Origin of the sequence: Nocardioides sp. CCNWLW239 (assembly GCF_037137035.1) — a bacterium.
GTDB lineage: Bacteria > Actinomycetota > Actinomycetes > Propionibacteriales > Nocardioidaceae > Nocardioides.
The window spans coordinates 349,207-361,713 of the sequence record NZ_JBBBNW010000005.1 but is presented as its reverse complement, the minus strand read 5'-3'; the positions used below and the strand labels follow the sequence as shown (position 1 = coordinate 361,713).

At 70.2% G+C, this 12,507-nt stretch carries 11 protein-coding genes; 3 read left to right on the top strand and 8 right to left on the bottom strand.

Features of this window, described 5'->3' with window-relative positions; genetic code table 11:
• Positions 1 to 178: 178 nt before the first annotated feature.
• Positions 179 to 715, bottom strand: a complete 537-nt coding sequence (locus tag WBG06_RS20760) for an O-acetyl-ADP-ribose deacetylase (protein ID WP_336738861.1) — start codon at positions 713 to 715, stop codon at positions 179 to 181.
• Between the two features lie 138 nt (positions 716 to 853).
• On the opposite strand from WBG06_RS20760, the gene WBG06_RS20755 reads away from it, so the two are divergent.
• The gene (locus tag WBG06_RS20755; protein ID WP_336738860.1) at positions 854 to 2,245 is read left to right on the top strand and encodes a purine-cytosine permease family protein; all 1,392 of its coding nucleotides are present in this window, start codon (positions 854 to 856) and stop codon (positions 2,243 to 2,245) included.
• Positions 2,246 to 2,276: 31 nt separating this feature from the next.
• On the opposite strand, the gene WBG06_RS20750 is transcribed toward WBG06_RS20755, so the two are convergent.
• From WBG06_RS20750 to WBG06_RS20730, 5 genes are read right to left on the bottom strand one after another with little or no spacing between them, the layout of a single operon-like run.
• The gene (locus WBG06_RS20750) at positions 2,277 to 3,194 is read right to left on the bottom strand and encodes a LysR family transcriptional regulator (RefSeq protein WP_336738859.1); all 918 of its coding nucleotides are present in this window, start codon (positions 3,192 to 3,194) and stop codon (positions 2,277 to 2,279) included.
• A 39-nt stretch (positions 3,195 to 3,233) separates the two neighbouring features.
• Complete coding sequence (locus tag WBG06_RS20745) at positions 3,234 to 4,673, bottom strand: aspartate ammonia-lyase (protein WP_336738858.1); 1,440 nt, start codon at positions 4,671 to 4,673, stop codon at positions 3,234 to 3,236.
• Positions 4,670 to 5,806: a M20 family metallopeptidase gene (locus tag WBG06_RS20740; RefSeq protein ID WP_336738857.1), complete on the bottom strand. Its 1,137-nt coding sequence runs from the start codon at positions 5,804 to 5,806 to the stop codon at positions 4,670 to 4,672. Before WBG06_RS20740 ends, WBG06_RS20745 begins: the two co-directional genes overlap by 4 nt.
• 5 nt (positions 5,807 to 5,811) lie before the next feature.
• Positions 5,812 to 6,480, bottom strand: a complete 669-nt coding sequence (locus tag WBG06_RS20735; RefSeq protein WP_336738856.1) for a DUF1028 domain-containing protein — start codon at positions 6,478 to 6,480, stop codon at positions 5,812 to 5,814.
• A complete protein-coding gene (locus tag WBG06_RS20730) occupies positions 6,477 to 6,923 on the bottom strand; it encodes a RidA family protein (protein ID WP_336738855.1) in 447 nt (148 codons plus the stop codon). The genes WBG06_RS20735 and WBG06_RS20730 overlap by 4 nt, the downstream gene beginning before the upstream one ends.
• 170 nt (positions 6,924 to 7,093) lie before the next feature.
• On the opposite strand from WBG06_RS20730, the gene WBG06_RS20725 reads away from it, so the two are divergent.
• Both WBG06_RS20725 and WBG06_RS20720 read left to right on the top strand, forming a co-directional pair.
• The gene (locus WBG06_RS20725; RefSeq protein WP_336738854.1) at positions 7,094 to 8,353 is read left to right on the top strand and encodes a flavin-containing monooxygenase; all 1,260 of its coding nucleotides are present in this window, start codon (positions 7,094 to 7,096) and stop codon (positions 8,351 to 8,353) included.
• On the top strand, positions 8,353 to 9,471 hold the full coding sequence (locus WBG06_RS20720) for a class II histone deacetylase (RefSeq protein ID WP_336738853.1): 1,119 nt from the start codon (positions 8,353 to 8,355) through the stop codon (positions 9,469 to 9,471). The genes WBG06_RS20725 and WBG06_RS20720 overlap by 1 nt, the downstream gene beginning before the upstream one ends.
• A 65-nt stretch (positions 9,472 to 9,536) precedes the next feature.
• Here WBG06_RS20720 and WBG06_RS20715 read toward each other — a convergent pair whose 3' ends face one another.
• Both WBG06_RS20715 and WBG06_RS20710 read right to left on the bottom strand, forming a co-directional pair.
• Complete coding sequence (locus WBG06_RS20715; RefSeq protein ID WP_336738852.1) at positions 9,537 to 11,066, bottom strand: GMC family oxidoreductase; 1,530 nt, start codon at positions 11,064 to 11,066, stop codon at positions 9,537 to 9,539.
• Positions 11,063 to 12,475 (bottom strand): purine-cytosine permease family protein, encoded by a 1,413-nt coding sequence (locus tag WBG06_RS20710; protein WP_336738851.1) that lies wholly within the window; start codon positions 12,473 to 12,475, stop codon positions 11,063 to 11,065. Before WBG06_RS20710 ends, WBG06_RS20715 begins: the two co-directional genes overlap by 4 nt.
• Positions 12,476 to 12,507 lie beyond the last annotated feature (32 nt).

The following is a 12,507-nucleotide window of genomic DNA, read 5'->3' as shown; positions in this document are numbered from 1 at the left end:
AAGGATCGCCGAAGGCGACCGGCGAAGCCGGCGGCCGCAGGCCGTCCTTGACTCCGGGGTTCGTCGAGAAGACCGTAAAAGGAGGGTCGGCGGCCCACCCCCACCCCGAAGAAACCCTGCGCCCTCAGCGCCCGGACTCATACCGGGTCACGGACGAGAGGGTTGCCGAGCATCCACTTCATCCGACCTGCTCGTCGGACGGGTCGAGGGCCTCACGCGCACGGTCGAAGGCGTCGTACGCCTTCTGGTCGAAGAGCACCAGCCGCACTTCGTCGACGTCGGTCGATGCCCGAGCGAGCGTCCCCAACGAGACGTACGCTGCCTCGTCGAGCGGGTAGCGGTAGACGCCGGTCGAGACCGCCGGGAACGCCACCGTACGAGCCCCGAGCTCGTCGGCCACCCGAAGCGACTCACGAAAGCATGAGGCCAGCAGGCCGGCGTTGTCCTGGCCGTCCGAGTAGACCGGCCCGACCGTGTGGATCACCCACCGTGACGGGAGGTTGCCGGCGGTCGTCGCGACCGCCTGTCCGACCGGCAGACCGCCGCCGAGGTGTCCGGCCCGAAGCTGCCGGCACTCCTCGAGGATCGCCGGGCCGCCGCGGCGGTGGATCGCCCCGTCCACCCCTCCCCCGCCCAGCAGCGAGGAGTTGGCCGCGTTCACGACGGCGTCGACCTGCTGCTCGGTGATGTCCCCACGTACGACCGTGATCCTCACCCCGACAATCTATCCAGGCGACGCGTGCCGAAGGAGTCATCACCGATACCGATGCATTAGGCCAAAAGGATTCGTTTGCCAGAGGAACACCACGGTCACGACCATGGTGGGGCGCCTCACACCTATGGAGAACGAAACATGCCAGACCAGCCAGTCGTCGAGAAGCACACCATCGGCTACGTCCCACCCGAGGACCGCCATGGCAAGGTGCGTGACCTGTTCACCCTGTGGTTCGGGACGAACATCGCTCCCCTGCCCGTCGTGACGGGCGCCGCTGGCGTCACCGTCTTCGGCCTCGACCTGTTCTGGTGCGTCGTCGCGATCATCGTCGGCCACCTCGTGGGCGGCATCTTCATGGCGCTGCACTCGGCGCAGGGGCCGCAGATGGGCATCCCGCAGATGATCCAGAGCCGCGGCCAGTTCGGGTCGTACGGGGCGCTGATCGTCGTCGTGATCGCGGCCGTGATGTACCTGGCGTTCTTCGCCTCCAACATCGTCCTCGCCGGCCAGTCGCTGCACGGCATCGCGGAGCCGATCCCGGTCGAGGCGGGGATCGTCATCGGGGCGCTCGGCTCCGGCCTGATCGCGGTGATCGGCTACAAGGTGATCCACTCGCTCAACAAGGTCGCGACCTGGGTCCTCGGCATCGCGATCGTGCTCGGCACCGTCGCGATCTTCGTCTCCGGCCTGCCTGCGGGCTTCTGGACGCAGGGCGAGTACAGCACTGCCGGCTTCCTGGCGACCGTCTCGCTGGGTGCGCTGTGGCAGATCGCCTTCGCTCCGTACGTCTCGGACTACTCCCGCTACCTGCCGGCCAGCGTCGGGGTGAAGGCGACCTTCACCGCCACCTACCTCGGCTGCACGCTCGGCTCGATCCTGCCGTTCACCTTCGGTGCCATCGTCGCGCTGGCGATGACGCCGGGCGTGGAGGTCATGACCGGGGTCCGCGACACCACCGGGGCGTTCGGCACCCCGCTGCTCGTCCTCTTCCTGCTCTCGGTGATCAGCCACAACGCGCTCAACCTCTACGGCACCGTGCTCTCGATCATCACCTGCGTGCAGACGTTCGTCGCCAGCTGGATCCCGACCGCCCGTAGCCGCGTGGTGCTGTCGCTGGTCGTCATGGCCGCCTCGACGTACTTCGCCATCGGTGTCTCGAGCAACTTCATCTCGTACTTCGTCGACATCGTGCTCGCGCTGCTCGTGGTGCTGGTCCCGTGGACCGCGATCAACCTGATCGACTTCTACCTGATCCACCGCGGCAACTACGACCTCGACTCGATCTTCGCGGCCGACGGCGGCATCTACGGCCGCTTCAACGGTCAGGCGATCCTCGCCTACGTGATCGGCATCCTCGTCCAGATCCCGTTCATGGCGACGCCGCTCTACACCGGGCCGGTCGCGGACAAGCTCGACGGCGCCGACCTGAGCTGGATCATCGGCCTGGTCGCGACCGCGCCGATCTACTACCTGCTGGCTCGCGGCCGCAAGCTCGCCCCGAGCGAGCTGGCCCTCGCCTCGCACGCCTGAGGCACAGAGCACCCACGGCGGGGAGGTCGCGTCAGCGGCCTTCCCGCCGTCGTGCTGCCCGGCCCGAGGAGCGGACGAAGGCCTGCGCGCGGGCGGTGAGGCGTACGCCCTTCATCGAGGCCAGCACGACCTCGAGCGGCTCGATCGGGTCGGTGATCTCGAGGGTCACGACCTGAGCACCGTCGTAGGTCGTGTCGCTGGCCGGGCGCTGGTTGAGGACCGACCACCCCTGACCGTTCGCGACCATCGCCCGGACCGTCTCGAAGCCGGCGCTGCGGTGGCGGATCTCGGGGCGGAAGCCGGCCGACTCGATGAGGCTCTCGAAGTACTGGCCGCTGTGCGGCAGGTCCAGCAGCACCATCGGCTCCTCCTCGAGCTCGGCGAGGGCGACCTTCTTGCGGCGCGCCAGCCGGTGGCCCTTGCCGACGAGGACGTAGGGCGCCGCGAGCCCGACCCGGACGTGGTCGATGTCGTCGTCGAGGTCGTAGCCGTACATGAGCGCCAGCTCGCATCGCCCCGAGCGCAGCGCGTGCTTGAGCGCCGCGTGCTCGTCCTCGACGACGGAGACGTGGATGCCGGGATGGTCAGCCTCGCACGCGGCCAGCAGCCGCGGCAGCTCGAACGGACCCAGCGTCGCGAAGCAACCGATGGTGAGATCGCCGACGAGCGCCTGACCTGCGGAGCGCGCGACCTCGACCAGCTCACTGGTGTGCACGAGATAGCTGCGCAGCTCGCGGTAGAACTCCTCACCGGCGGCCGTCAGGGTCAGGCCGCGGGCATGGTGGCGCAGCAGCAGCTGGACACCCAGCTCCTTCTCCAGCTGCGCCACGGCCGTCGAGACAGCCGACTGCGAGACCACCAGCTGCCGCGACGCGGCGGTCATGGAGCCCAGCTCCGCGGCCGCGGCGAAGTAGCGCAGCTGGGTCAGCGTGAAAGACGGCTCGGCCATGCGAGCCATCTTGCCCGAACCGGTGGGGCGCGTGATCGTTTACTCCCGTGTCGACCCGTTGGCGCCCGGTACGTCGAGGTTCGCGAGCGTCTCGGGCCGGAGCAGCGCGTCCAGCACCACCTGGTCGATGGCACCGGTCGCCAGCGCCAGGTCCCGCACCGCTCCTTCACCGCTGAGCGCTGCCTTGGCGATCTCGGCGGACTTGACGTAGCCCAGCAGCGGCGTCAGCGCGGTCGCGAGGCCGGCGTTGGTGGCGGCCGCGGCGGCGAGCTCGGCGGCGTCGACGGTGATCCCGTCCACGCACATCTCGCGCAGCGAGTCGAAGGCGGACGCGGTCCAGGTGAAGCCCTGGAGCAGGCCGTGCGCCATCACCGGCTCGAACGCGTTGAGCTGGAGCTGGCCACCCTCGGCCGCCATCGTGACGGTGAGGTCGTTGCCGATCACCCAGAAGGCGACCTGGTTGACCATCTCCGGGATGACCGGGTTGACCTTGCCGGGCATGATGCTCGACCCGGCCTGACGGGCGGGCAGCCGGAGCTCGCCCAGCCCGGCCTGCGGGCCGGAACTGAGCAGGCGGAGGTCGTTGCAGATCTTCGAGACCTTGACCACGATCCGCTTCAGCACGCTGGAGACCTGCACGAACGCACCGGTGTCGCTGGTCGCCTCCACCAGGTCACCGGCACCGACCACCGGCAGACCGGTGATCTCGGCGAGGTGCTGGACGGCGAGCCGCCGGTAGTCGGGGTGCGCGGTGATCCCGGTGCCGATCGCGGTGGCGCCGAGGTTGATCTCGCACAGCAGCATCCGCGAGTCGGCCAGCCGGGCCAGCTCCTCGCGCAGCGTGGTGGCGAAGGCGCCGAGCTCCTGACCGACCGTCATCGGGACGGCGTCCTGGAGCTGCGTACGTCCGATCTTGGGGACGCCTCGGAACTCGCTCGCCTTGCGGGCGAACGAGTCGGCCAGCGCCTCGGTCGACTCGGCCAGGCGGTCGATCGCGCCGACGAGCGCGAGCCGGACGGCGGTCGGGTAGACGTCGTTGGTGGACTGGCAGCGGTTGACGTGGTCCAGCGGGTGGATCTCGTCGTAGCTGCCGAACGGCAGCCCGAGGATCTCGAGCGCGCGGTTGGCGACGACCTCGTTGGCATTCATGTTGGTCGAGGTGCCGGCGCCGCCCTGGATGACGTCGACGACGAACTGGTCGTCGAGGACACCGTTGCGTACGTCCTCCGCGGCAGCCGAGATGGCGGCGTGGCGACGCTCGTCGAGCAGGCCCACCTCGTGGTTGGCGCGAGCCGCGGCGAGCTTGACCGCGCCGAGGGCGGCGACCAGCGAGCGGTGGCTCCCGACCGTGGTGCCGCTGATCGGGAAGTTCTGCAGCGCCCGGGCGGTGTGCACGCCCCAGTAGGCGCCGGCCGGGACCTCGAACGCGCCGAGCGAATCGTGCTCGGTGCGGGCGGACGGAGCGTCGACGGTGGTCATCGAGCGGCCTCGGCGACGTCGAGAGCGGTCCACGCCAGCGCGGTCGCGGCGTCGAGGAGCGCCTTCTCGGCGTCCCCGCCGACGCAGTGCGCGGCGAACTCGGGCTGGTGGTTGAGGGCCGTCCCGGAGTTGATGCCGACGTAGGGGTGGATCGCGTTCACGACCTGGGAGACGTTGCCCATGTCGGTGGAGGCGCGGTTCATCCGGCGGGCCGGCGTGCCCGGGTCGAAGACCCGGCCGATCTCCTCGGCGTTGCGCCGGTACGCGGCCAGCGCGGGAGCGAAGGTGCGGAACTCGGCGTAGGGCTTGCTCTCCGGCTCGACGGTGAGCGTCGCGCCGGTGGCGAGCGCACCGGCCTCGAAGCAGCGCCAGACCTTCTCCTCGGTCTCGGCGAGCTGGGCGAGGCTCTCGGCGCGGACGTACCAGCGGCCCTCGGTGCGGGCGGGGATGGCGTTGGGCGCCTCTCCCCCGTTGGTCATCACGCCGTGCACGCGCACGGTCGGCGGAAGCTGCTGGCGGAGCAGGCCGATCGCGACCTGAGCGATGGTGAAGGCGTCGGCGGCGTTGACGCCCTGCTCGGGGTACGCAGCGGCGTGAGCGGCCTTGCCCTGGTATTCGACGTGGGAGTGGGAGACCGCGAACGGCTCGGCCTCGGCCACGTCGACGGGCGCCGGGTGGGCCATCATCGCCAGGTCGAGACCGGCGAAGGCGCCGCGCTCGAGCAGCTCGATCTTGCCGCCGCCGCCCTCCTCGGCGGGGGTGCCGTAGACCTCGATCGTCAGGCCGGCCGCGTCGGCGAGCGGTGCGAGTGCGCGGGCTGCGCCGACGGTGATCGCGGAGATCAGGTTGTGGCCGCAGGCGTGTCCGAGGCCGGGCAGCGCGTCGTACTCGGCGCACAGGCCGAGCCGGAACGGGCCGCTGCCGAAACTCGCCCGGAACGCGGTCTCCAGGCCGAGATAGGCCGGGGTCACGGCGAACCCGGCCTCCTCGAGCGACTCCGCGACCCAGCGCGAGGAGTGGTGCTCCTCCCAGGCGGTCTCGGGGTGGGCGTGCAGCTGCTCGGAGAGCCGGATCAGCCTCTCGGCGTCACTGCTGACCGTCGCGGCGGCGTCCTGCTTCGCGGTGGTGGCCATCGGGGTCACTCGTCCCCGGGAACGCCGTAGGACGGTGCGGTGGTCGGGTCGAGCCCGCGGGTGACGTAGTCGTCGCGCTGCGGCAGCCAGACCTTCAGCAGGTCGCGGAGGTCCTCGATCGGGTGGTCGCTCCAGTCGACGCGGAGGTCGGTGACCCGCCAGGCGACATCGCGCACCACGGACAGGCCCGCCGAGTGCAGCGGGCCGGCCTCGCCACCGGCGGCCAGGCCGGCCTCGAGCGCGGCCAGGAGCCGCTCCTCGAGGTCTCCGGTCGCCGCCTCGAAGCCCGCGACGACGGCGTCGACGACCTCGGTGCCGGCCAGCAGGTTGCCGGCGGCGACGACCTGCGGCGCGACGACGTGATGATGGACGCCGAGCGACCCGGACCCGCTGTAGGCGGCGCCGGCTCCGTCGAGGCCGAGCACGGTGAGCTGGCGGTGCTCGATGTGCTCTCGGCCCTGGGTGACCGCGGCGAGCGCGGCCCGGGCGTCGAGACCGGAGGCGAGCGCGTCGAGGAGCTCGGTGCCCAGGCGCGGGTCGGTGATGTTCTGCGACGAGGCGCCACCGACGCCGGGACGCAGGTGGATGCAGCGCGCAGCGACCGCCGGGCTGGAGGAGGTCACGGCGATGCCGACGGCACCCTTGCCGTCGGTGGCGAGCACGGAGAAGGTCACTTCGACACCTCCGGGATGACCGCGATCGCGTCGACCTCGACCAGCCACTCCGGACGGGCCAGCGCGGAGATCACCAGACCGGTGGAGATCGGGTGCACGCCCTTGGTCCAGCGACCGATGGTGCGGTAGACGACCTCGCGGTAGCGCGGGTCGACGATGTAGATGGTGAGCTTGACCAGGTGCTCCATCTCGGCCCCGGCCTCCTCGAGCAGCATCTTGATGTTGGCCATCGCCTGCTCGGTCTGTGCCTCGACGTCGCCGATGCCGACCGACTCACTGGTGTCCAGGTTCTGCCCGATCTGGCCCCGTACGTAGACGGTGTTGCCCGCGACCACGGCCTGGCACAGGTCGTTGTCCAGGTTCTGCTCGGGGTAGGTGACGCTGGTGTTGAACGGGCGGATCCGGGTGTGTCCGCCGACGACGATGCTCTTGTTGGTCTCCACGACGTCCAGTCCACATCGTCTCCTGCCATGTGTCCAACAGATGTTTCCAAGGACTATCTTCAATGAAACAGATGCAAGGGCTGTCTGGGCGGGTTGCATCGGTAGATCAGATGGATAAGGCCAACAACATCTGTTGGACATGACCAAGGGCGCGGCTCAGGATTTCCGGTATGGCAAACGAAGAGATCGAGGTCCTCGTCGTCGGTGCCGGCCAGGCCGGCGTCGCGATGAGCGAGCACCTGAGCGACAACGGCGTCCCCCATCTCGTGCTGGAGCGCGACCGGATCGCCGAGCGCTGGCGCACGATGCGCTGGGACTCGCTGGTCGCGAACGGCCCGGCCTGGCACGACCGATTCCCGGGCCTGGAGTTCCAGGACGTCGACGCAGACGCGTTCGCCACCAAGGACCAGGTCGCGGCCTACTTCGAGGCGTACGCCGAGAAGATCGCCGCCCCCGTCCGGACCGGCGTCGAGGTCACCTCGGTGACCCGCAACGAGGGCCGCCCGGGTTTCCGGGTCGAGACCTCCGACGGCGTCATCGACGCGCGGTACGTCGTCGCCGCGACCGGTCCGTTCCAGAAGCCGGTCTACCCGCCGATCGTGCCCGAGGGTGCGGTCCGGCTGCAGATGCACTCCAGCGACTACCGCAACCCCGACCAGCTCCCCGAGGGCAACGTCCTGGTCGTCGGCGCCGGCTCCTCCGGCGTCCAGATCGCCGACGAGCTGCAGCGTTCCGGCCGCCAGGTCCACCTCTCCGTCGGCCCGCACGACCGTCCGCCGCGCAGCTACCGCGGTCGTGACTTCTGCTGGTGGCTCGGTGTCCTCGGCCTGTGGGACCTCGAGACCCCGGCGGCCGGCGCCGAGCACGTCACGATCGCCGTCAGCGGAGCGCACGGCGGTCGCACCATCGACTTCCGTGAACTCGAGGCGAGCGGGATCCAGCTCGTCGGGATGACCGACCGGTTCGACGCCGGCACCCTCACCTTCCGTGAGGACCTGGCCGAGAACATCGCCCGCGGCGACGCCAACTACCTCGCCCTCCTCGACGCCGCCGACGACTACGTCGCCCGCAACGGCATCGACCTGCCCGAGGAGCCCTCGGCCCGCGACCTCGGCCCGGCCCCCTCGGCCGCGACCACCCCGCTGCTCTCCGTCGACCTGGCCGAGGCCGGGATCACGACGATCATCTGGGCGACCGGCTTCGCGACCGACTACGGCTGGCTGAAGGTCGACGCGCTCGACGAGAACGGCCGCCCGGCCCACCGCCGCGGCGTCTCCACCGAGCCCGGCGTCTACTTCGTCGGCCTCCCCTGGCTCTCCCGCCGCGGCTCGTCCTTCATCTGGGGCGTCTGGCACGACGCCAAGCACGTCGCCGGGCACATCGCCACGCAGCGCAGCTATGCGGCGTACGACCGACAGGCCCGCAGCTGATGACCGGCGCAGGGACGGCGTTCTACCACGACGAGCGCTGCCTGTGGCACAGCACCGGAGAGGCCGTGCTGTTCCTGCCTGTCGGCGGCTGGCTCCAGCCGCTCACCGCCGGCGGTCACCCCGAGTCGCCGGAGTCGAAGCGACGGTTCAAGTCGCTGCTCGACGTCTCCGGTCTGACCGAGCAGCTCGACGTGCACAGCGCCGAGCCGGCGACACGCGAAGACATGGAGCGGGTGCACCCCGCCGAATACCTGGACCGGTTCGAGGAGCTCAGCGCCGGCCGGGGCGGCGAGATCGGCCCCGAGGCGCTGTTCTCGCACGGCGGCTTCGAGATCGCCGCACTCTCGGCCGGGCTGGCGAAACGGGCGGTCGCCGACGTGGTGACCGGCCGCTATCGCAACGCGTACGCGCTCTCCCGCCCGCCGGGCCATCATGCCCTCCCCGAGGAGGGCATGGGCTTCTGCCTGCTCGCCAACATCGCGATCGCGGTCGAGGCGGCCAAGGCCGAGCGCGGTCTCGGTCGGGTCGCGGTCATCGACTGGGACGTGCACCACGGCAACGGGACCGAGGCCGTCTACTACGAGCGTGACGACGTCCTCACCGTCTCGATCCACCAGGAGAACTGCTTCCCGGTCGACACCGGGGCGACCACCGACCGCGGTCGCGGTGCCGGGCTCGGATACAACCTCAACGTGCCGCTGCCGCCGGGATCGGGCCACGAGACCTACCTGGCCGCGATGCGTGACATCGTGCTGCCCGCGGTCCGCGACTTCGCGCCCGAGCTGATCGTCGTCGCCAGCGGCCTCGACGCCAACATGGTCGACCCGCTCGCCCGCCAGCTGCTCTACGCCGACAGCTTCCGGCAGATGACCGCACTGGTGATGGAGGTCGCCGAGGAGGTGTGCGACGGTCACGTGGTCGCCGTCCACGAGGGCGGGTACGCCGAGTCCGAGGTGCCGTTCTGCGGCCTCGCGATCGTCGAGACGCTGTCGGGGATCCGTACCGAGGTGGTCGACCCCTTCGAGGAGACGTTCATCGCCCAGCAGCCGTCCGCTCGGACGCTGTCCCACCAGCTCGCCATCGTCGCCGAGCTGGCCGAGGAGCTGCGCAGCCACTGATCACGGCGGCACGGCACCTCACGAAGGGCCCCGGAACCTCGCGGTTCCGGGGCCTTCTCGGTGGCTCAGGAGCGGATCAGGTCCGCGGCGCGCTCGGCGACCATCATGATGGTCACGACAGGGTTAGTGGCGACCAGCTGCGGGAACACCGATGCGTCGACGACACGCAGACCGTCGACGCCACGCACCCGCAGTGAGGGGTCCAGCACGGCCGACGGATCGTCGTCCGCACCGATGGCGCAGGTCCCGCTCACGTGGTAGACGGTCTGGTGGGTGGCGCGGGCGACCGCGCTGATCTGCTCGTCGGTCTGCACCTCGGGGCCCGGGAAGACCTCACGCACGAGTCGGGAGGCGAAGGGCTCGGCCTCGGCGATCCGCCTGGCCAGACGTACGCCGGCGACGAGCATCGCCTCGTCACGGCCCTCGGGGTCGGTGAAGTAGCGGTAGTCGATGGACGGCGCGGTCTCCGGGTCGTCGGAGGTGATCCACACCCGACCGCGCGAGGCCGGCCGGGCGACGTTGGGAGCGATCGAGACGATGCGTTCGGGCAGCTCGGCGCCGTACGCCTCGGCATGGACCGCCCACGGCTCGACCGGGAAGTGCATCAGCACGTCGGGGCGGTCGTCGGGCTCCATGACGCTGACCAGTGCGCCGGCGTCCCAGCCGCTCGCGCAGGTCTGAGGCGGCGACTCCTTCAGCTCCCACACGACCAGGCCCTCGGCGTGGTCCATCAGGTTCTCCCCCACACCGGGAAGGTCGACGACCACCGGCACTCCGGCCTGCTCGAGGACCTCGCGGGGGCCGATGCCGGACAGCTGCAGCAGTCGGGGCGTATCGATCGCCCCACAGCACAGGATCACCTCACGCCGCGCGGTGAAGTCGACCAGCTCGCCGTCGACCCGAGCCCGTACGCCGGTGGCCACTCCGTCGACGACCTCGACGCGCTCCACCCGCGTCCCGAGGACGACCCGCAGGTTCTCGCGCGTGGCGCGGGCGGGGTGCAGGTAGTGGATGGAGGTCGAGGAGCGGACGTTCCCCTCGGGCGTGTAGCCGACCTCGAAGAAGCCGGCACCCTCGGCGCGCTTGTCGAGGCGGCCGTCGTTCCAGGCCTCCTGGAACGGGATGTCGAGCGCCGTCGCCGCGGCGGCGACCATGTCGGCCACCATCGGGTTGCGGTCCGTCTCCGCCACCGGCTGGATCGGGGTCCGCAGCCGGTCGTAGTAGGGCTGGACGGCTTCCGGGGACCAGCCCGCCGCTCCACGCTCGACCCACTCGTCGAGGTCGGCGGCGAGCGTGCGCCACGAGATCATCGTGTTGCCGTCGGAGCAGCCGCCGAGGATCCGGAGCCGGGCCTGACGGATCGCCGAGTTGCCGCGCTCCTGCTCGACGCTGCGGTAGTCGAGGTCGTACTCGCCCTCGAGCATCTCCGCCCAGCGCCGCAGCTCGCGGGCGCGGGGCTCGTGCTCGTCGTCCGGGCCCCACTCGAGGAGCCCGACGGTGACGTCGGGATCCTCGCTCAGGCGCGCGGCGAGAAGGCTTCCGGACGTACCGCCACCGACGACCAGGTAGTCGAACGTCGTGCTGTTCTCCGTCATGCGACACCACCCGCCTCGACCACCGGGCGGTGGCCGCTGAAGCGGGCGAAGCGCTTCATCAGGACCAGGTAGAGCGGGCTGATCACCGCCAGGCCGACGATCCAGGAGATGTCGACACCGCCCAGCTTCTCGGCGAGCGGACCGACGTACATCGCGGTGCTCAGGAACGGGATCTGGACCAGGATGCCGAGGAAGTAGCAGGCGACGGCGATCAGGTTGAACCGGCCGTAGCGGCCACCGTCGCGCTCGAAGAGGGAGTCGATGTCGTACTCGCCGTGCTTGAGGGCGTAGTAGTCGACCAGGTTGACAGCGGTCCACGGCACCAGCACGCAGAGCAGCAGGAGCATGAAGTTCGTGAAGTTGACCAGGAAGTTGTCCTTGCCGACGAGCGCCATCACGACCGCGCCGGCGAACAGGACCGCGGAGACGACCGCACGCGCCGAGGCACCGGGGACCCACCTCGGGAAGATCGTCTGGCCGACGGTGATCGTGGAGAGCGCACCGCAGTAGAGGTTCATCGCGTTGGTGCAGGCGATGCCGATGCCGAAGACGGCGATGATCAGGCCGCCGACGCCGGTGGTCAGGTCCTGCAGGCCGGTGACCGTGTCCGCCTCAGGCAGCGCAGCACCCACGATGGCGCCGAGGAGCATCGGGAACAGCGAACCGAGCACGGCGCCTGCGTACGTCGCCCAGAAGGCGGGGCGCACGCCCGTGTCGCGCGGCATGTAGCGGGTGTAGTCGGAGACGTACGGCGCGTAGGCGATCTGCCACAGCGCGGCGAGCGAGATCGTGCCCATGAAACCGACCAGGGTGGCGCCGTCGGTGTGGAACGTGCCGGCGGGCAGCTCGTGGATGCCGATCATCCAGACGAACGCGAGGACCAGGACGAGGCCCGAGACCAGGCTCATCAGGCCGGTCAGCGCGTGGATCATCCGGTACCCGACCACCGCGCCGACCACGCTGACCAGGCCGATCACGATGATCGAGACGGTCTCGTCGAGCCCGAACAGGCTGGAGACCGCCTGGCCGCCGAGGACCATGTTGGAGGCGAAGAAGCCGACGTACATGAAGATCACCAGGACGACGACCAGCAGGCTTCCGTACGAGCCGAACTGCGCCCGGGTCTGCAGCATCTGCGGGACGCCCATCTGCGGGCCCTGTGCGGCGTGCAGCGCCATCACCACGCCGCCGACCGCGTGGCCGATGACGAGCGCGACGGCCGCGGCCCAGACCGGCAGGCCGTAGACGGCGGTCGCGACGACACCGGTGGCCACCGTCAGCAGCATGATGTTGGAGCCGAACCAGATCGTGAAGAGATCTCGAGCACGTCCGTGCCGTTCGGTCACGGGGATGTGGTCGATCGTGCGCTTCTCGACCGTCATGGTGGTCTCGACCGCGTCTTGCTGCATCGAAATGTCCTTCCTGGGATGCCGGCTCCGGG